Genomic DNA, 19,753 nt, shown 5'->3' with positions numbered 1-19,753 from the left:
GAGGCAGTGAACCTATATGTCTTCTGGACAATCTTTTTCACGTTCATTAATGAAGCTACCTTTATCCGTATTGGTAAAGGGCACATCAATTCCTTCAAACCCTGTTGAGGATTTGAACATTGATTTGAGCAAACCGATTGTATACGCCTTACCGTTTCGCTCAAGTGTCGACATTCTTACATTGCAAAAACATGCACTTGAATTAGGCCTACCTGATCCGTTGAGCAAGCTTGAAATCAACGGCAAATCACTGCAACGCTACGTTTTTATCTCTTCTCGCAAAACTCTGCTGCAAGACGATGATTATGTACCAAGCTCTTCAATTGAAGTGTTCTCTGAATTGCTTTCACTGCACGCCGACGACTCTGAACTCGATGTTCAAGTTATCCCTGCTACAGTGCTGTGGGGACGTAAGCCTGGTAAAGAGAATAACCAGAAGCCTTACCTACAGGCAATGAACGGCTTAGAGAAATCAAAAGCTGTATTGCTAGCCGGTCGTGACTGTCTGGTTCGTTTCAGCCCAGTGGTTTCTCTACGCTACATGGCTAACTCACACGGCACCGACAGCACCATCGCGCACAAACTGGCGCGCGTGGCACGTATTCACTTCTCTCGCCAAAAGCTTGCAGCATCAGGCCCTAACCTGCCAAGTCGCCAAGCTCTGTTTGATCGCCTGTTAAAATCAGAAGCGATCAAAAAAGCGATTGAAGACGAAGCACAAGCAAAGAACATCTCGATCGAGAAAGCGAGCAAAGAAGCTCAAGACATTATGGACGAGATTGCTGCGAACTTCTCTTACTCGCTGATCAAGCGTGGTGAGAAGATTCTTGGTTGGCTGTGGAATAAGTTGTACCAAGGCCTGCATATCAGCAACGCTTCAACGGTTCGTAAGTTGGCTCAAGATGGTCACGAGATTGTTTACGTGCCTTGTCACCGTAGCCACATGGACTACTTACTGCTTTCTTATGTGCTTTATCATGAAGGCATGGTGCCGCCGCACATCGCTGCGGGTATCAACCTGAACTTCTTCCCTGCCGGTCCTATTTTCCGTCATGGTGGTGCGTTCTTTATTCGTCGTAGCTTCAAAGGCAACAAGCTGTACTCGACGATTTTCCGTGAATACCTAGCGGAGTTGTTCGCTAAAGGTTACTCAGTAGAGTACTTCAGTGAAGGTGGGCGTTCTCGTACAGGTCGTTTATTGCAAGCGAAGACCGGCATGTTGGCGATGACTATTCAAGCGATGCTGCGCGGCATGAATCGCCCGGTGACTTTGGTTCCTGTGTACATCGGCTACGAGCACGTGATGGAAGTGGCGACTTACGCAAAAGAACTTCGTGGTAAGCGTAAAGAGAAAGAAAACGCGAGCTTAGTGATTCGTACCATTCGTAAGCTGCGTAACTTTGGTAAAGGCTACGTGAACTTCGGTGAGCCAATTCAACTGAACCAATACCTGAATGAACACTCACCTGAGTGGACCAAAGACATCGACCCAATGGGCACTAGCAAACCACAATGGATGAACCCGGTGGTTAATGACTTGGCGACCAAAATGATGACGCACATTAACGATGCGGCAGCGACCAATGCCCTGACCCTTTGTGCAACGGCACTATTGGCTTCAAGACAGCGCGCATTGTCTCGTGACTCTTTGGTTTCTCAGATTAATTGCTACCTGTCTCTGCTTAAGAATGTTCCATATTCGGCAACGTTCACTGTGCCAAAAGACAGCGCTGAAGATTTAGTAAAACATGCTGAATCACTGAACAAGTTCTTGATTGAATCAGACTCAATGGGCGACATCATTTCGCTAGACCGTCACCAGTCAATTCTGATGACCTACTACCGAAACAACATCATTCACTTGTTTGCTCTGCCATCGTTAATTGCACAGATGACTATTCGTCAACGCGGTTTATCGATTGAAGCGATTCAAAAGAATGTTGCAGCAATTTATCCGTTCTTAAAGAAAGAGCTGTTCTTAAGCTACGACGAATCACAGCTTGAAGGCGTAGTATCAAACATCATTGATGAACTTGTTAGCCAGGGCATGATTGTTGTGTCTGACAATGAAGTGACGATCAACCAATCGAACAGCCAAGCTCTTATGCTGTTAGGCCGTACGATTTCAGAAACGCTACAGCGCTACTCTATTGCTCTAAACTTGCTGGCAGAGAATCCGGAACTGGACAAATCTGACCTTGAGCAGAAAAGCCAAGACATCGCACAGCGACTTGGTCGATTGCATGGTATCAATGCTCCCGAATTCTTCGATAAAGGTGTGTTTGCTTCTATGTTCGCAACGTTGAAGCAGCAACAGTACCTAGATAACGACGGCAACTGCGATTTAGAGAAGACTCAGCAATTCGCTAAGCTTCTTTACTCGATGCTTTACCCAGAAGTCCGTCTGACTATTCAAGAGAGTATTCACCAAGTCGAGTAATTCCTGTATATAGCAGGGCTCTGATAGCAGATTCAACGCGATCAAAAAAGGCACCCACTGGGTGCCTTTTTCTTGAATATTCGTTTGATAAAAACTGATGCTTACCAGAAGGTAACGAACAAACCGACCGTTACGGCCATACCAACATAGTTGTTATTTAGAAAAGCTTGAAAACATAAGTCTCGGTCACGATGCCGCATCAAATGTTGTTGGTACACAAACAAGCTGCCTGCGGCTAACAATGCCCAATAGAAAGTATCACCCAATTGGTAGTGCATACCTAACGCAATCAGCATCGCTAGGGTGACGAGTTGCAAAGAGCCAACAATCAGTTTATCGAAGCGACCAAATAAAATAGCCGTCGATTTAATACCAATCTTCAAGTCATCATCTCGGTCAACCATCGCATATTGCGTGTCGTAAGCAATCGTCCACAACGCGTTAATCACGAAGACAAACCACACAATGCTTGGCAGTTCATTGGTTTGTGCCGCCCAAGCCATTGGTATCGCCCAACTAAACGCTAAGCCAAGAAACAACTGTGGAAGATGCGTAAAACGCTTCATGAAAGGGTAAATGAACGCCAGACCCACACCAATAAATGAGAGCTTAATGGTCAGTGGATTCATGGTGAGTACCAGCAAGAATGAAACTACGGCTAGCACTAAAAAGAGCAGAATCGCTTCCTTACTGGAAACCAAACCTGAGGGTAATGGACGCTGCTTGGTACGTTTAACATGACCATCTACTTTACGGTCCGCAAAGTCATTGATCACACAGCCAGCTGAACGCATCAACACCACGCCGAGTACAAAAACAACCAAGACATCAAAATCAGGCATACCTTGTGCGGCGATAATCAGTGACCACAAGGTCGGCCAAAGGAGTAATAGGGTACCAATCGGGCGATTCATTCGCGTTAATTGCCAATACGCCTTCGCTTTGGTGGCAAGCATTTACACACTCTCCTTAGAGTAAATGGGTGATGTTGGTAAAAACAGTTCTGCCACAAGCATCGGTTTATGGTTCATCCATAATCGAGAACGACGCGCGAGTAATCGCTCATCGCCTGCGATAACCCAACCAACTTGCAGCGCATCTCGCTCCACGTTCTCAGCACTAAAAACGGTCAATCCAAGCGGGACATTACCTTGTTGAGAAAGGTCTGAGTGCTGATGATCTTCTAATGTGACTCGGGGAATCAAGGTTCGACCTAACACCCACGGTTCGTCATCACCCTTTAAAATCACTTTACGCAGTAAGCAATCAAACGATGATAAAAGATGTTCCTCGTCTTGTTGCAGCATTGAGCGTTCTACAACTTGATTATGAAGCAACTCAACAGACAGGTGCTGACAGCACTTCCCCAACTTGCGGGAAAGAGAACCTTGCTCCATCAGCCACTCTTTGGTGGTTTCATTAGGAAAATCAAATGTTTCTGTACTTTGCCAATCTACATTCATTAACGAATTAAGATACAGCGATATTGGCTGATTCATACTAGTATTCAATAGGTGACTTTACACGTACAATAAAGCTTCAACTTTCGAACAAAATTAAAGCGTTCTTCGAATTGTAAACGTATTTAGATTTAGACCGCTCATTGTAACAAGACTAATGCGTTTCGAATATCGCGAATAAACTAAAGAAAAGTCACAAATATGCACAAACGTTATGTAGCCCAAATATTTCTTGCGATTACCCTACTCTTTTCAGCATCAAGTTTCGCGGAAGAGGAGTCGGCAGCTAAACTCGCCTACTTCACGCTAGAGCCAGACCTGACCACCAATTTTTACACTAAAGGTAAAAAACTGGGCTACATTCAGGTTCGCCTCGACATCATGGTGGCAAATAGTAGCGACTTGGCCGCTATTGAGCATCACCAACCACTGATTCGCGATGCGGTGATTGAATTGCTTGGCAAACAAAACGAAGAAACCATTAAATCTCTATCTGGCCGTGAAGACTTAAGAAAATCCTTAGTTGAACACCTCAACAAGATTTTGCTTCCAGAGACAGGTAAAACCCTGATTGCTGACTTACTGTTTACCAAATACCTTTATCAGTAATGATGTAAAACGAATCCCAATAAAAAAGCGGCTCATCTGGCCGCTTTTTTTGTCTCTATCGTTTGGCTACTCATTAGAAGATATGAATTAGCTTCTTGCCGAGCTTGGTGCTTTCATCGCATCGATAAAGCCAATAATCACACCAGCGGCTAGACCAGCTAAATGCGCCGTATTGGCGATAGCCATAAATGGCTGCATGTACCCAAGCACCAACCACACCAACATAAAGCCGACAATCTGTCTTGGGATACCTAAACCAAGTTGTGGCGCCTTCGCACCAACCACCCATAAGTAACCAACCAAGGCATACACAACACCAGACAAACCACCGAAGTTCGCCCCTTCAACCCAATACTGCCCAGCACCTGAAAGCGCAGAAGAGACAGCAAAGATCTGAAGTAGCTTGAGGCTGCCAAGTTTCTTCTCAATGTCTCCACCTAGCTGCCACCACCACAAAATATTAAATGCGATGTGCATAACAGAGAAATGTAGAACGGCATGACTCAACCAACGCCACAGCTGCCATTGCTGTCCATCCACCGCTGGGAAATGTAGGGCATTGAAAATAGCTTGGCCAAAACCGATCTGTTGCAGCGCAAAAATCACCACACACACCAACATCAGGCTTAGTGTCACTGGGCCTGCTTTGGCTTTGATCATGCCCATGAAGCTTGGCGTGTGGTAATGGAAGTTGCTCTTTCTGGTCTCTGCCATGTCCCAAGATGCAGCTTGATAGCGCTTATGATTGGGCTCAGCCAGAAAACGATTCAGCTCAGCTTCGGTTTCAACCTGAAATTGGCCATCAAGAAGCCAAAGAGCAAAACGCCCTTCTCCCTCTGGAGACATCTGAATAGGGATCTGACGAGAGGCCATATAATCAATAAATGCTTGAGCAAGACGTGGATTGTCTAACACCATCAATCTAATCATTGTTACTTCCTATTCATTCTATGAGGGATGCTTGAGGCGGTTCAGGTGATGAAAGTCATTAACCTGCGATCACTGGAAGTTCAGCACGATGCCAAGCTTCGAAACCACCATCAACACTATATACCTCTTCAAAGCCTTGGTTCACTAAATATTGTGCCGCACCTTGGCTACTGATGCCGTGGTAGCACATCACTAAGATAGGTTGTTCGAACTCAACCTCATCCATGAATGACACCATCGTATCGTTAGTCAGGTGGTAGGCTGTTTTTGGGTGGGCAACCGCAAAAGACTGCGGGTCACGTATATCGACAAGTCGAGCTTCGCCTTGTTCGATGAGGGCTTGAGCGCCTTTAACATCGATATGTTTAAACTGGTCCATGACTTTCTCTTTTTATACTGATTTACTTTGCTGCCATTGTAACCTATCCCAAGGCTAACATTCACATCCACTTAATAAGGTTATCCACCAGCGATCACTTTTACACCATTTGTGGATAAATCTGTGAATTGCGTGAATAAAGTGTCTTTTCAAAAATAGATCCACAACATGTAGTAATGATCCTGATCTAACTGTGGGTTAACTGAAACATATCCCCACTCGAAAAACCCCGTCAAAGCCTTACTACACACTGCTTTTAGATAGCTGACGAATAAACTTCTCACAGAGTTATCCACAAAATCATTTTGCAAATTTCGATCGCAAAAGTTGAGAAATCGATCCAAAACAAAAAGGCCGAGATCTCTCGATCTCGGCCTCTTCAAAATTCAGCTATTTGTTAGCTCTACTAGAAAGTAGAAGCTAATAGAAACTAGATGCTATTAGAAATCACCAACGGCTTGTTTCAATTTCTTCATCGCATTCTTTTCTAACTGGCGAACACGCTCAGCTGATATACTGTAGGTATCCGCTAAGTCTTGCAGGGTTGCCTTGTTGTCGTCTAACCAACGTGAGCGAACAATGTGTTGGCTACGCTCGTCTAAGCTTGCTAGTGCTAGCCCTAGGCGATTATTGGTGTGTGACTCCCAGTTAGCCGCTTCAACCGTCTCAGCAACGTCTGACGCCTTGTCTTCTAGGTAGTAAACTGGAGCAGTGTAAGCAGAACCGCCATCGTCATCGTCCATAGGCGCTTCAAACGTCGCATCTTGTGCTGCTAAGCGAGATTCCATCTCACGAACTTCTGAAGGCTCAACACCCAGTTCACGAGCAACCGTCTCAACTTCACCGTTATTGAACCAACCCAAACGCTTTTTAGACTTACGAAGGTTAAAGAACAGTTTACGCTGTGCCTTAGTGGTCGCAATTTTAACGATACGCCAGTTACGTAGAACGTATTCATGGATTTCAGCTTTGATCCAGTGAACAGCAAACGAGACGAGACGAACACCAACTTCTGGATTGAAGCGCTTAACAGCCTTCATCAAGCCGATGTTACCTTCTTGGACGAGATCAGCCATTGGTAGCCCGTAGCCAGAGTAGCCTCTTGCAACGTGCACCACGAATCTTAGGTGGGAAAGGATCAAGCCTTTCGCAGCGTCGATCTCACCTTTGTAATGTAATCGCTCTGCAAGTCCACGTTCCTCTTCAGGAGTCAGCATAGGGTAGCTGTTCGCTGAGCGGATATAGCTATCTAAACTATCTTGTGTGACTAAAGCCATTTGATACGCTTGGTTTGCCATTCGGTTCCTCATCAATCTCTGATCTGGAGTAATACATCTATTAAAACCCTACAATCTTGAACCTAAAATGAACAGGTTTCAAGGAGGGGGAAGTAATTATGCATAATCAATTCGTCTATACAAGGCAAAAACTGGTTAAGAAGTGCCTATTTTTCGTCTAAATATGACTCTATTCACCTAAACTGGTTCAATTTCTTTTAGGTGACGCTGTGCAGAAAGCTTTGCAGCCACACTACCAAGCAGAGTTCCGACGATCAAAAGCAGTAAAGATTCATCCCAACTCAGGCCAATTAAACGGAAGTGGCTGTCGTATAGCTGAGCCAAGTCATCCACCGCGCTGTTCAGCAATACGGTAATCAATGCCGTCATTACCCAAGCGCTAATCGAACCTAAAACGCCAAACCACATCCCAGCATAAAGGTATGGTCGAAGAATGTAGCTGTCGGTCGCACCAATCAGCTTCATGGTTTGAATCTCTTCTTTATGCGCCAACACATTAAATCGTAGTGTATTGCCGATAATCAGAAATACCGCGCCCAGCATCAATACCGTTAAGGTAATCACGATGACAGCCGCTAATGCTTTGATCGCATCTAATCGCGCTAACCAATCTTCGTCTAGGCGAACATCGGTCACTAATTCTTGTTGTTTAACTGTGCCTGCCAGCTCTTTAATTAAGGTATCGCTGTGCACGCTTGGCGTAATCACCAGCACACCTGGCAGTGAATAATCGTCGAGAATGGTTAGGGCGTCTTCAAAACCAGAATACTGGCTGAGGTCTGCAAGCCCTTGCTGCGGAGAAATGTACTCCACGAGCTCAACTTGATCCCAACTTTCGATTTCATCCTTAAGCACCATTACTCGTGGCTCAGGAATACCATCCTCTACATAAGCACTTATTTGTGACGGGCTAGTGACATCTTGCGCCACTTCCCCTACATTTTTACCTAATAGGTACAAACAAGCTGGCATCGCCAACGCCATAGAGATCACCGCAAGGGTCAGTAAGTTGCCTAACGGGCGCTGCCACATTTGCGAGAACGATGACTTGGCTTGTTTCCAGTGAACAACAAAGAAGCCGTCGCTTGAAGCGCGGTTTGCTGCTCGATTAGATTGAGGTTTTTTGATGCGCTTATTCGCGGCCATAGTCTTCAACCTCACTCAAAAATCCTTGGTTTAATTCAAGATGGCGGTACTGAGGGCGAGTGTTCACTAACCCGATATCATGCGTCGCTAGGATGATCGTCACACCTGCGCGGTTGAATTCTTCAAATAATCGCAACACACGGTTAGATAATTCAGGGTCTAGATTACCGGTAGGCTCATCGGCTAAAAGCAGAGTTGGACGGTTAACCACGGCGCGAGCAATACCCACGCGTTGTTGTTCACCACCAGAAAGTTGGCTTGGCAAACAACGGGCTTTATCTAATAAACCGGTTTTATCCAACGCAGCACTGACTCGGCGTTTTATTTCGTTTTCAGAAATAGATTCAATACGCATAGGCAGAGCGACGTTATCGAAAATCGAACGGTCCATCAGCAGGCGATGGTCTTGAAAAACAATCCCAATATTACGGCGTAAGAAAGGAATGTCTTTGGCTGGGATACGAGTGATATCGTGATCGTTGAACCAGACACGTCCATCAGTTGGACGCTCTATCGCGCAGATCAACTTCAGCAAGGTACTTTTACCAGCCCCAGAGTGCCCACCCAAAAAAGCCATCTCTCCACGTTTCAGGTGAAAGTCCACTTTTTGGAGCGCTTGTCTTCCACCTCGGTAGGCTTTACTCACTTGCTGAAATTTGATCACCGAAAATTCCTCTTACGATCACTAATATCAAATTTAAAAACGGTAGCAGATTAAGGATAAACCACTTTGCTACTCGCGTTACTCTTCGCGGCTAAATAGTGCTTCAATGAAGTCTTTAGATTCAAATGGACGCAGGTCATCAATACCTTCACCCACACCAATGTAGCGGATTGGAATCTGGAACTGGTCAGCAATTGAGAAAATTACACCACCTTTCGCCGTACCATCTAGCTTAGTCAGTGTAATACCCGTAACTGGAGCCACTTCACTGAACAACTTCGCTTGGCTGATAGCGTTCTGACCTGTACCTGCATCGAGCGTTAGCATGATTTCGTGTGGCGCAGAGTCATCAATCTTCTTCATTACACGAACGATCTTGCGTAGCTCTTCCATCAGGTTGCTCTTGTTCTGCAAACGACCGGCTGTATCAGCAATCACAACATCAACACCACGAGCCTTCGCTGCTTCAATCGCATCGTAGATAACAGACGCACTGTCCGCACCAGTGTGTTGAGCGATAACTGGCACATCGTTACGCTGACCCCAAACCTGAAGCTGTTCAACGGCTGCAGCACGGAAGGTATCACCCGCTGCTAGCATCACTTTCTTGCCTTCATTTTGGAATTGTTTCGCCAGCTTACCGATCGTAGTTGTCTTACCTACACCGTTCACACCCACCATTAAGATAACGTAAGGTGTTTTAGTGGTATCAACAACCAGTGGCTGTTCCACTTGGCTTAAGATGTCTGCCATCTCTTCTTTGAGCAGACCATAAAGCGCTTCACCGTCTTTTAGGTCATTGCGAGATGCTTTTTCTGTCAGGTTTTCAATGATCTTAACCGTGGTATTCATACCCACGTCAGCAATCAGAAGTTGCTCTTCTAGCTCTTCAAACAGGTCTTCATCGATTTGCTTGCCTTTGAACAGACCAAAGAAACCAGCACCGATGTTTGCTTTAGTGCGGCTTAGGCTGCGCTTAAGACGAGCAAAGAAGCTTTCTGTCGGCTTCTCTTGTACTTCTTCAACCTTAGCTTGAGGAACTGCCACTTCTTCCTGTCTGCTTCTGCTTCTGCTTCTGCTTCTGCTTCTGCTTCTGCTTCTGCTTCTGCTGCGACAGGTTGCTGCTCTTGTTGAGCTTCTTCAAGCGCTTGCTCAGATTCAGTTGGCTTAACTTGTTCAGCTTCAGGCGCGACCTGTTCAGCCTCAACTTGTGATTCAACTTCAGTTTGATCTTCAACGCTTTCTACGTTCGCTTCATTCTGAGTTTTTGGGCTTTGTTCTTCTTCACCAAAACCAAGCCACGATAATAATCCGCGCTTCTTTTTTTCCGTCATCAGAGGAGTTTCCTAGATCTACTAATTAGCTGTATTGACTTAATACACGTCGACTCTTTGCTATTGTTATACAATACAAGCTTGTACAAACGAATAGTAAAGAAAAATGACAAAGCAGTGATAAGTTTGCTTTTAGCTTGATACACTTTGTCATTGCAAATTTATTTAATACACGAACCCACTTAAATTGGGCTCGGTATAGTATCACTTTATTAGCGGTCAAAAAATCTATGGTAAGACGTCGCCAGCAAAACACATCACAAAAAAAGCCATCCGGAGGCTTTGTTCGAATTATTAGTGGCTCATGGAGAGGTAGAAAGCTGCCTGTTCATGATTTAGAAGGATTACGCCCAACCATTGACCGAGTAAAAGAAACACTCTTTAACTGGGTGGCTCAAGATATCCCACATTCAACTTGCTTGGATGTATTTGCCGGTTCTGGCGGTCTAGGTTTTGAAGCAGCTTCTCGCCAAGCCAAAATGGTGACACTGCTCGAAATGAATCAAAAGGCGGCTAAACAGCTTTCTGATAACGCGAAAGAGCTCAAGGCAGACAACATTAATGTCGTGAATACTGATGCTATCTCTTTCCTTAAGAAACCAGGCACTCCTTACGATATGGTTTTCCTTGATCCACCATTTCGCAAAGGCTTACTGGCAGAAACAGTACAACTGCTTGAGAGTAACGGTTGGCTTGCAGACAATGCCATCATTTACGTCGAGACAGAGAAAGAACTGAAACTCGAAGCTATGCCAGAGAACTGGGAATTGCATCGCGACAAGACCACCGGACAGTCAAGCTACCGACTGTTCAATCGAATCACTGAAGAATAGGAGTTATTGAATGAAGTTCTTGCTTCCACTAGCAAAAGCAGCCATCGCCTTTGTTTGGTTTATCTTAATCGTAAATATTTTCTACCCGTTTCCGGGTAATGCTGCGATTGCGCTTTATATCATGACCGCATTCTTGTTCTTCATGCACGGCCTGCAGATGCTGATTTTCATCGGTGCATTCGGCGATAAGATCGAGATGTCACGTTGGGAGAAGTGGTCAATATTGATTTTCGGTGTCTTCGCCTTACTCGATATCCGACGCAAACACATGATGTAATCGAGCTTAAGCCCAGATATAAAACGCTTAGCTACAGAAAACATCATGACAGAAACAGTAGAGACAAAAACGCCGCTCATTTAAGCGGCGTTTTTTTATTCAGCAATGATATTGATGTTAGCCCATGTAGCCTTTCACACCATCGAGGAACATTTGCGTCGACAGCATAACCAACAACAAGCCCATCAAGCGTTCGATGGCTTTAAGACCTCTCTCTCCCAGCACTCGCAGGAAGAAGCCATTAAACATCAGAATGAAGAAGGTAGCGCCCCAAGCCAGCATCACAGCCGCTGAAAGCTCTAACATATTGTCAGGGTGCTGTGTCGACAACAGAATCAATGCCGCAATCACTGAAGGGCCAGCAATCATTGGGATCGCCATCGGCACAATAAACGGTTCTTCACCCGCCGCGAGGCCAGTAATACTACCCGCACTTGGGAAAATCATCTTAATCGCGATAATAAACAGAATAATACCGCCAGAGATACTCAAGGTTTCAGGCTGCACGTGCAGGAAGTTCATGATGCTTTGACCCGCAAATAAGAACAGCAGCAAGATAACCAGTGCGAACATCAGCTCACGAATCAGAACAATACGGCGACGCTTCGGGTCAATATGCTTAAGGATAGAGAGCACGATTGGCAAGTTGCCAAGCGGGTCCATGATAAGAAACAGCATGGTTGCTGCAGATAAGATTTCCATAAGTTTGTCTCGAAAAGCGTAAGTGCGCGGAGTATAGCAGCCTCAACATTGATTTTCGAACGCAGTGATAAGCGGGTTAACTGATGCTTTTAAAAGGGGATGTTATAAGAAGGCAAATTAGCGAAAGCAGATTGAAAGGTAATGAAAAGAGTGGAGCCGAAACATGCACCCACTCTTTATTCACGAATAAAACAAGCCACTAAGAATTAGTGATTACACACACGTTCGCGGTTAGTGCAAAGCTTATCATCGACAACGACAACCTTTTCCATCTTCAAGAAAAACTTCAACAGGCTATCTAAATCCAGACCATTGAGCTTACAAGTATGGAAGCGAGCTTCTTCGCCATAGGTTTGAGCAAGCGCTAATGTTAGCTCTTCGCGAGTCAGTGGCTTTTCACTAAGCAGGTTTAAAACGTTGTGTGCGTGAATTTCAGTCGTCATAACTCAATCTCATGTTTAATGAATTACACGTAGAGTACCGAGTTTTAGCAACGCCGTTTTGATGTAGCTCAGGCTTGAGAGAGCTCTACCCTAAATAGTAATCGATGCGACGATGAATGCGTGTGCGAGAAAGTAACTGCCCGTTACCCAAAAGTAAGCGCCCTTGATTGGGCTGCGGTAACTGTTTAGCGCATAAGCTAAGGCCGAAAGGAGCAGCACGCTACAGCCAGCAAAACCGACCGCGTGTGATAACTGAGGATCCAGCAGCCAAACCTCACCAGAAGCCCATGCTAACTGAATAAGCACAATGCCCATGATGACCACGGGAAAAACGAGTTTGTCTAAGCGTGGCAGCAGTAAAAAGAAAGCAACAACGCAAGCTGCCAATAACAGCGCGAACAACCACCAAACCATTTCACCTGATAGCTGTAACCAAAAAGCTTTGCTGTAACAGAGTTGAGCCAATAAGAAGCAGACAAAATGCAGAGGGCGTTTTTGAGTGAGAGTATGAAGCACATCTGCGATCGCAGAGATAGCCAACCCCGCAACTATCCAATAGGTAAAGTCAGCCACAACCGACTGAGTTAAAGCAATTGTCGCTAATAATACAAAGGTAAATACCTTATACGATAAGGCCTGACCGATATGTCCATGTTTCGTTCCTGCTATTGCTCCGATACCAGATAAGGAAACCGCTAACCAACTCCACATACCACTTGCCCTATTGCTTTAAATCGTCGCCAGTCTAGGCACACGAGTGTTGATGTAAAGCCTCAGCCCCTCAAAATTGGATCTTGATTACGCTTCCACTAAAAAGAGTCTCTTTAGATTGAAGTCGTAACAATTACCACCATGACAATGGCCATTCGTTTAAAACTAGAACGAATCATCATAAAACCCATTCAAACTGGCATTAGAGTCGCCATACTTGAGTTTTGGCCAATTCTAACCTATCGACTTCACCAAAATCGGCTTAATTCCGTCAAATACCACACTTGAAAAATTAAAATAACCACCTTTAAATCAAACAATAACAATAACTTAAACAAAGAAACTCAAGATTAATAAGGAAATAAAAACTCCAACCAAGCCTAGACTTGTAAAGTAGCCAGTTTTCTTTTTTTAAATCCCAGTTTTGTCAGGTTATTTCAAGCCCCCGGTAAAAACCGCCACAAAAACCAAGTCGAAAACTTAAAAAACCAACCAAAACAAACCTAGCCACCACCAGCCCCTATTAATACAGTTTAACAACCTTTAACAATATAAATTACACAAAACAACCATTACAAAACAACAAGTTAAATCAAATTAGAACAAACATAAATCACAACGAACAAAATAAGAACACACCATAAAACACAGTTAAACACTGCCAAACAAGCCAAAAACTCATAGTTTTCTACTACTTTTAAAGCTTTCGAAAGTAATTCTTGATCTAAAGCCATAAGTAGTGCTATTCTTTAAAACATAGCGAGAGACAACCAAATTTAGGAGTAGTGTTATGATTTCATCTTCGCAAAGACAAGGACTTGTAATGATCGCGGTAGTTGTAGGTCTAATGACACTACCGATGATGTACTAAGCAAGTTACAGATAAAAAAAGGGACGCCATGAGCGTCCCTTTTTTTGTTCAATTTTTTCACTTCGAAAACAGATGCAGTGTTAGCACATCCCAGTTCGCATAATAGAAACCTGCGGCAGCTAAAGTCATTGCCATCATCAGTAAGATCGCAACTCGCCAGATAAAACGACCACTACGTGGAGTCAGCTCCTTCTCACAGTCGTTACACATCATGATGAACTTATGTTGGTCTTCCAACTTAGCCTCATGTTCATTGACTACCTTATTACGACACGTTGCGATATAGCGCAGCTTGCTCACCATATCGTGCGGTAGCCTTTCTTCACAGCTTGTTACAAGCTCATGCAATCCTTCGCCTTCGGCATGATATTGAAGCCTCAATAATTTCTCTATATTGCGAGTTCTTGTCACCACTTTTTCAATATCGGTCATCTTAGCCCTCCCACTCCACACTATAATTCTAGTCGAGCATTTCCCTATTCTTATACAAAATCACTGTTATTTACGAGAGAAAGAGACAATAAATAACAATGCTTTATCCCAAACTGACCATTAAATGTGATGTCTGCCGAAAAATAATCAGCTTGGCTTACAACAGTTCACGAATAACGGCTTTAAACACATATCCCTATTGCCTGAAAGACTAGAATAACCATCACGACTACATGGAGGTTATATGCCTAATTCACTCTTTTTTGCCATCTTTGCTCTCGCTGCTCTAGCGGCTTGGGTATTTATTGGTTTCTATCGAAAACACTCGCAAGGTGAAAATGCGCCAGAGAAGAAAGTGAATGTCACGGTGTTAGACAAACAATCGATCGACCTTCCTGACGCAGAACCGGGCCAAGAAGATCAAGAGTACTGGATTTACGTTCAACGTGGTGTGGTTGGTCCGAAGCGAGAATTCCAAGTCGGCATCCACTATTTCCACGCCCTTAACCCTGGCGACAAAGGAACCTTAACCTACCAAGGCGATAAGTTCTTACACTTTGCGTTGAAGCGCTAAACGTCAGCCGCTTCAACTGTCGTCCCTAAGCAATCCATCAGAAAGCCTTAGCAATCACCGCTAAGGCAATAACCAACGCGTTTTCTCTGACTTAGACACCAACCAGCTCATCCATAATGCGCCAGCTCCGCTGATCACAATCCATAATGGAATAACCCATGCCGGATGTCCTTGGTACCAACCAAACTCTTTCATCGGCCACAAGAAAATCGGGTGCAGCAGGTAAATACCTAAGCTGTGCTTACTGATAAAGCCAACCACTTGGTTACTCTTCTCAGACAGGCCTTCACCATAGTAACGGCATACCATGAACACCATGCTCGCGGCTAATACGGTATTCAACGTTTTGTAAGATAGCCAGCGCCCTACCGTGTACTCTTCTGCTACCAAGCTTGCATCAACCACCATGTAAACCGTGGTTAGTAACGCTAGCCCACCCAGTAACACACTCACGCCAACGGTCATCTTGTTAAGTGGCACAATCTTATACAGCAAGTAACCCAATGGTAAGTAACCGGTGTACAACCACAATTCGTGACTCCAAGGGCCATCGATTTTCAGTAAGAACAGCAATGTTGTGAACAACCATACCGCCGTAAAGGCATAGACCGATCTATCACCGTACTTTCTAACCATGATCTGCAAGAACGGAATCACAAAATAGAGTGGGATGAAGTAATAGAAGAAACCAAGGTGGTAATAGGTGTAATGATGGTAGCTATTAAGCAACACGTCCCAACTGACGTCGGCATCAAAGCCCATTGCCGACCAGCCCGACAGATAGGTATAGAAAAGCGACCAGACAATGAAAGGTATCAGTACCTTTGCCAAACGACGCTTGAGGTAGTATTTGGCGTCAAACGGGCGCTGATCACTGAGCATCAGTGCACCCGTAATCAAAATGAACACAGGTACTGCCCAGCGGCTGAAACCGTTTACCGTAATGGCAGTAAGCCATTCACCGAAAGGAATAGTGCCCAATTCATTGCGATAAGGCGCCAAAACATGAATCGCGATAACCGCTACGGCCGCGACACATCGTGCTAAATCAAAAAAGAGAATTCGCTGCTTCATGTAAATGCCTGATTAATATTCAATCATTCTACTATAGCAATAAAAAAGCTGACCGGAATAAATACCAAGTCAGCTTAGTGTTAAAGGAGATGCTTATCGCGAATTTAGCTCATACGACTCTAGCTTCTGCGACTTGAGCTCTCACAAATGAGGCTCATGTGGCTGAAGCTTATGCCGCTGAAATTTGCGGTACTTTCGGTAAACGCAGAGAGATCACCGTCGTTATCGCTAAGAATGCGAAGGAAACCCACAGACACGCAGACAAACCTGCCATTTGGAATACCAAGCCCGACAATATCGTGCCAATCAAACGGCCCATCGCGTTTGCCATGTAGTAGAAACCGACATCAAGAGAAACGCCATCGCCTTTCGCATAACTCACAATCAAATATGAGTGAAGTGATGAGTTCACCGCAAAGATGACACCAAACACCATCAAGCCACCGATAATAACTAACTCGGGTTGCCAGCCAATTTGCACCGCATAGGCAATACCGGCAGTCACGATAGCCAACGCACCCGCCCATAACAGCGCTGCATGTCCATCAGGCACCTTGCCTTGTGCTTTACCAGTAATCTTAGGCGCAATGCCCTGCACAAAGCCGTATGCGATGGTCCAAGCCGCTAAGAAGCCACCGACCCATGAGTGATCCCACCCAAACACGCTGCCTAGGTAAATCGGCAAAGCAATCACAAACCACACATCACGAGCGCCAAACAGGAACATACGTGCTGCGGATAGGATGTTGATGGATTCAGACTTAGAGAAGATCTGTTTAAACTTAGGTTTAGTTTTCGCTTTACCCATGTCCGCTTCTAAGCTCAACACACTGCCAACGAAGACCAATGCCAACACGGCTGCCATCGCAAGCACAGCGTATTGGAAGCCAATCGTTGAAAGTAGTAAACCACCAATAAAGAAGCCTGCCCCTTTAAGCGCATTCTTAGATCCGGTCAGAATCGCAATCCACTTATAAAGCGCGCCTTGTTGTTCATCAGGAACCAGAGTCTTAATTGAGCTCTTGGCACTCATCTTATTGAGGTCTTTAGCGATACCAGACAAGGCTTGCGCCGCCATGACCCAAGGAATGGTCAGCATTGCCGTTGGCACCGCGAGCATACCCAAGGCGACGACTTGCATGCCTAACCCAATGTTCATGGTCTTATTGAGGCCAAGACGCGCCCCTAACCAGCCACCGATTAGGTTAGTCACCACACCAAAGAATTCATAGAAAAGGAACAGTGAGGCGATTTCTAACGAACTGTAGCCAAGGTCGTAAAAATACAGAACCACCAACATGCGAAGTGCACCATCAGTAATGGTGAAGTTCCAGTAGTTAAAAGTCACCAACATGTATTGGCGAACGCTCTTACTTAGATTTGAAAACATAACGCTATCTCTGCAATCTAAACAAAAAGAGCTTTTGGATCATGATAAGTTCAACACTCCAGATACCAAAAGCTCCCTGTCTAACACTGATGACTATTAGCTATTCGCTACGCCATTAATGTATTCAACCTGGATAGGTTTAGTGAAGGCACCTGGACGCAGTGCCTGCACCTCTTGAACTACCTTGCTCAAATCCCAGCCTTTTTCTAACAGTAGGTGAGCTGCGAACAAACCAGTGCGACCAGAGCCGCCCATACAATGCATTGCAACCTTGCCGCCGTTATCGACGATGTTATGTAGCTCAGGGCTAGCTGCTTGCCACTTCGCAGCAAAACCAGCACCCGGTGCACAGTCGTCTTCAATTTCGATCTGGAACCATTGCATACCTAACGCACGTGTTTTTTCACCAAGTGCCGCCACGTCTTTGCTTGCAAGCTCATGGTCATCAAGTGCTGTCACGATAGCTTCAACGCCTTGCTCTTTTAGCTGAGCCAGTGATGCATCAAGCGTTGCTTCTTTTGTGCCTGGGCACGGAGTAAGCACTAGCGCACCTTGCTCTAGGTCTAGTTGCCATGTTGGATGTATCATTATATCTTCTCCAGATTCTTATTAAGCAAGGCCAACGGTACGAACAAGCTCAGCGGTACGTGTTGCGTAACCCATCTCATTGTCGTACCAAGCGTAGATCTTAACCATGCGCTTACCGACCAACATCGTTGATAGTGCATCCACGATTGTTGAGCGTTGGTCGCCTTTGTAATCGATAGAAACCAGTGGACGCTCTTCAAAGCCAAGAATACCTTTTAGTTCATTCTGAGACGCTTCTTTCAGCATCGCGTTAACTTCTTCTGCCGTGGTGTCTTGCTTCACTTCGAAGATGATGTCTGTCAGAGAAGCGTTCGCTAGCGGTACACGAACTGCGTGGCCGTTGATGCGGTTTTCTAGCTCAGGGAAGATCTCAACAATCGCTTTGGCGCTGCCCGTCGTTGTTGGGATAAGACTCATGCCACATGCACGTGCGCGGCGTAAGTCTTTGTGCGGCGCATCAAGAATAGTTTGCGTGTTAGTTAAATCGTGAATAGTGGTGAAGGCTGCGTTCTCGATACCAAGCTTCTCGTTGATCACCTTAACCACTGGCGCGATACAGTTCGTTGTACAAGACGCTGCCGTTACGATTTTGTGTACCGCAGGGTCGAAGATATTGTCATTCACACCAACAACGATGTTTGCGATGCCTTCTTCTTTCACTGGCGCCGATACCACAACACGTTTCACGCCCTGCTCTAGGTATTTGTTTAGGAAAGAGGTCTTACGGTGAACACCTGTCGCTTCGATAACCACATCACAACCAGACCAGTCGATCGCATCGATGTCGCGCTCTTGTGTGGTCTTGATGCGCTGGCCATTAATGATCATCTCATCGCCTTCTGCAGTTACTTCGTGGTGAAAGCGACCTTGAACTGAATCAAATTCTAGAAGGTGGGCCAGTGTTGTTGTGTCGCCAGCAACATCGTTAATTTGAACAAATTCTAGCTCATCCCAATCGAATGCTGCGCGAAGTGCTAGACGGCCGATACGACCAAAACCATTAATACCTACTTTGACTGTCATTTTCTGTTCTCTCAGTTAATTGCCTTCATATTTGAAGCCGCAGCGTTGTTGACTACGTTCACTTACCGGAGCGCCGGCCGCCCTAATTACATAGAGCCACTATGCTCATAGGGATAAGTTCACTTGTCGCCTAGCTGCAACTACAACTATTTCGGCATTAAGTTTTAATGTATTTAAACGCAACATACTGGGCGTGAGTTCATCGACTCTAAGCGCTCAATATCTTGCTGGTATTCAGTTTTCAAACAGTTCGATGCAATAAGGTCGTCAATTAACTTTAGCATCCAACCTGGTAAATCTTGTGACAGGCGGTAAAACACCCACTGCCCCTGGCGAACATCAATCAAAACACCGTTTGAACGCAGCTGCGCAAGATGGCGTGAAACCTTTGGCTGACTTTCTTGCAATGCCTGAGTCAACTCACCAACCGATAAGCACTCATTGCGAACTATCAACATTAAGCAACGCACTCGCGTTTCATCGGACAGTAATTTAAAAAATTGGTGAGGAAGCATAAAAACATACTCATATATGGATATGCACATATCTTAGATATAAAAAAACGCACGTCAAGG

The 19,753-nt window shown here is 45.1% G+C and carries 21 protein-coding genes and 1 pseudogene; 5 read left to right on the top strand and 17 right to left on the bottom strand.

What is annotated here, in order from left to right; genetic code table 11:
* The first annotated feature begins 16 nt into the window (after nt 1-16).
* Entirely contained in the window at nt 17-2,440 is a 2,424-nt protein-coding gene (gene plsB, locus A6D97_RS09320; RefSeq protein WP_065584273.1) for a glycerol-3-phosphate 1-O-acyltransferase PlsB, read from the top strand.
* Between the two features lie 101 nt (nt 2,441-2,541).
* Here the strand turns inward: plsB and ubiA are convergent, their stop codons facing one another.
* A complete protein-coding gene (gene ubiA, locus A6D97_RS09315; protein WP_065584272.1) occupies nt 2,542-3,396 on the bottom strand; it encodes a 4-hydroxybenzoate octaprenyltransferase in 855 nt (284 codons plus the stop codon).
* Nucleotides 3,397-3,939, bottom strand: coding sequence for a chorismate lyase (locus A6D97_RS09310; protein ID WP_164091128.1), 543 nt, complete (start codon nt 3,937-3,939; stop codon nt 3,397-3,399).
* A gap of 162 nt (nt 3,940-4,101) precedes the next feature.
* Here A6D97_RS09310 and A6D97_RS09305 point away from each other — a divergent pair, with 162 nt between their 5' ends.
* Entirely contained in the window at nt 4,102-4,509 is a 408-nt protein-coding gene (locus A6D97_RS09305) for a flagellar basal body-associated protein FliL (RefSeq protein ID WP_017063771.1), read from the top strand.
* Nucleotides 4,510-4,596: 87 nt separating this feature from the next.
* On the opposite strand, the gene glpG is transcribed toward A6D97_RS09305, so the two are convergent.
* From glpG to ftsY, 6 genes and pseudogenes are all read right to left on the bottom strand, one after another.
* On the bottom strand, nt 4,597-5,439 hold the full coding sequence (gene glpG, locus A6D97_RS09300; protein WP_017063770.1) for a rhomboid family intramembrane serine protease GlpG: 843 nt from the start codon (nt 5,437-5,439) through the stop codon (nt 4,597-4,599).
* Nucleotides 5,440-5,497: 58 nt separating this feature from the next.
* Nucleotides 5,498-5,818, bottom strand: a complete 321-nt coding sequence (gene glpE, locus A6D97_RS09295) for a thiosulfate sulfurtransferase GlpE (protein WP_017061039.1) — start codon at nt 5,816-5,818, stop codon at nt 5,498-5,500.
* Between the two features lie 440 nt (nt 5,819-6,258).
* On the bottom strand, nt 6,259-7,116 hold the full coding sequence (rpoH, locus tag A6D97_RS09290; RefSeq protein WP_017055518.1) for an RNA polymerase sigma factor RpoH: 858 nt from the start codon (nt 7,114-7,116) through the stop codon (nt 6,259-6,261).
* A 177-nt stretch (nt 7,117-7,293) separates the two neighbouring features.
* The gene (gene ftsX / locus A6D97_RS09285; protein ID WP_017061038.1) at nt 7,294-8,262 is read right to left on the bottom strand and encodes a permease-like cell division protein FtsX; all 969 of its coding nucleotides are present in this window, start codon (nt 8,260-8,262) and stop codon (nt 7,294-7,296) included.
* A complete protein-coding gene (gene ftsE, locus A6D97_RS09280) occupies nt 8,249-8,926 on the bottom strand; it encodes a cell division ATP-binding protein FtsE (protein ID WP_004736585.1) in 678 nt (225 codons plus the stop codon). Before ftsE ends, ftsX begins: the two co-directional genes overlap by 14 nt.
* Nucleotides 8,927-9,004: 78 nt before the next feature.
* A pseudogene (gene ftsY, locus A6D97_RS09275) lies at nt 9,005-10,260 on the bottom strand (signal recognition particle-docking protein FtsY).
* 230 nt (nt 10,261-10,490) lie between these two features.
* Between ftsY and rsmD the strand changes: the two are divergent.
* Together rsmD and A6D97_RS09265 are read left to right on the top strand one after the other, a co-directional pair.
* Nucleotides 10,491-11,093, top strand: coding sequence for a 16S rRNA (guanine(966)-N(2))-methyltransferase RsmD (gene rsmD / locus A6D97_RS09270; protein WP_017061036.1), 603 nt, complete (start codon nt 10,491-10,493; stop codon nt 11,091-11,093).
* A 10-nt stretch (nt 11,094-11,103) separates the two neighbouring features.
* Nucleotides 11,104-11,370 carry a DUF1145 domain-containing protein gene (locus tag A6D97_RS09265; protein ID WP_016784000.1) on the top strand — a complete coding sequence of 89 codons (267 nt, stop codon included), beginning with the start codon at nt 11,104-11,106 and terminating at the stop codon, nt 11,368-11,370.
* Nucleotides 11,371-11,487: 117 nt separating this feature from the next.
* On the opposite strand, the gene A6D97_RS09260 is transcribed toward A6D97_RS09265, so the two are convergent.
* From A6D97_RS09260 to A6D97_RS09245, 4 genes are all read right to left on the bottom strand, one after another.
* Nucleotides 11,488-12,072, bottom strand: a complete 585-nt coding sequence (locus tag A6D97_RS09260) for a YhgN family NAAT transporter (RefSeq protein ID WP_017061035.1) — start codon at nt 12,070-12,072, stop codon at nt 11,488-11,490.
* A gap of 206 nt (nt 12,073-12,278) precedes the next feature.
* Nucleotides 12,279-12,515, bottom strand: a complete 237-nt coding sequence (locus A6D97_RS09255; RefSeq protein WP_017066763.1) for a YecH family metal-binding protein — start codon at nt 12,513-12,515, stop codon at nt 12,279-12,281.
* Nucleotides 12,516-12,605: 90 nt separating this feature from the next.
* A complete protein-coding gene (locus tag A6D97_RS09250; RefSeq protein WP_017061033.1) occupies nt 12,606-13,226 on the bottom strand; it encodes a lysoplasmalogenase in 621 nt (206 codons plus the stop codon).
* A 928-nt stretch (nt 13,227-14,154) separates the two neighbouring features.
* Entirely contained in the window at nt 14,155-14,529 is a 375-nt protein-coding gene (locus tag A6D97_RS09245) for a hypothetical protein (RefSeq protein WP_004736595.1), read from the bottom strand.
* A 244-nt stretch (nt 14,530-14,773) separates the two neighbouring features.
* Here A6D97_RS09245 and A6D97_RS09240 point away from each other — a divergent pair, with 244 nt between their 5' ends.
* A complete protein-coding gene (locus A6D97_RS09240) occupies nt 14,774-15,103 on the top strand; it encodes a DUF2500 domain-containing protein (protein ID WP_017061032.1) in 330 nt (109 codons plus the stop codon).
* Nucleotides 15,104-15,163: 60 nt separating this feature from the next.
* Here A6D97_RS09240 and A6D97_RS09235 read toward each other — a convergent pair whose 3' ends face one another.
* From A6D97_RS09235 to A6D97_RS09215, 5 genes are all read right to left on the bottom strand, one after another.
* Nucleotides 15,164-16,177, bottom strand: a complete 1,014-nt coding sequence (locus tag A6D97_RS09235; RefSeq protein ID WP_065584271.1) for an acyltransferase — start codon at nt 16,175-16,177, stop codon at nt 15,164-15,166.
* A gap of 169 nt (nt 16,178-16,346) precedes the next feature.
* On the bottom strand, nt 16,347-17,567 hold the full coding sequence (gene arsJ / locus A6D97_RS09230) for an organoarsenical effux MFS transporter ArsJ (RefSeq protein ID WP_065584270.1): 1,221 nt from the start codon (nt 17,565-17,567) through the stop codon (nt 16,347-16,349).
* 96 nt (nt 17,568-17,663) lie between these two features.
* Nucleotides 17,664-18,155, bottom strand: a complete 492-nt coding sequence (locus tag A6D97_RS09225; RefSeq protein WP_017061028.1) for a cyclin-dependent kinase inhibitor 3 family protein — start codon at nt 18,153-18,155, stop codon at nt 17,664-17,666.
* Between the two features lie 21 nt (nt 18,156-18,176).
* Nucleotides 18,177-19,178: an ArsJ-associated glyceraldehyde-3-phosphate dehydrogenase gene (locus A6D97_RS09220; protein ID WP_017061027.1), complete on the bottom strand. Its 1,002-nt coding sequence runs from the start codon at nt 19,176-19,178 to the stop codon at nt 18,177-18,179.
* A 173-nt stretch (nt 19,179-19,351) separates the two neighbouring features.
* Nucleotides 19,352-19,693 (bottom strand): metalloregulator ArsR/SmtB family transcription factor, encoded by a 342-nt coding sequence (locus A6D97_RS09215; protein ID WP_017063763.1) that lies wholly within the window; start codon nt 19,691-19,693, stop codon nt 19,352-19,354.
* Nucleotides 19,694-19,753 lie beyond the last annotated feature (60 nt).

The sequence above is a fragment of the Vibrio sp. ZF57 genome, assembly GCF_001691235.1.
In the GTDB taxonomy this organism is placed as follows: Bacteria; Pseudomonadota; Gammaproteobacteria; order Enterobacterales; family Vibrionaceae; genus Vibrio; species Vibrio crassostreae_C.
Note: the sequence above shows the minus strand (reverse complement) of the source record. Positions and strands in the feature narration are given on the sequence as shown.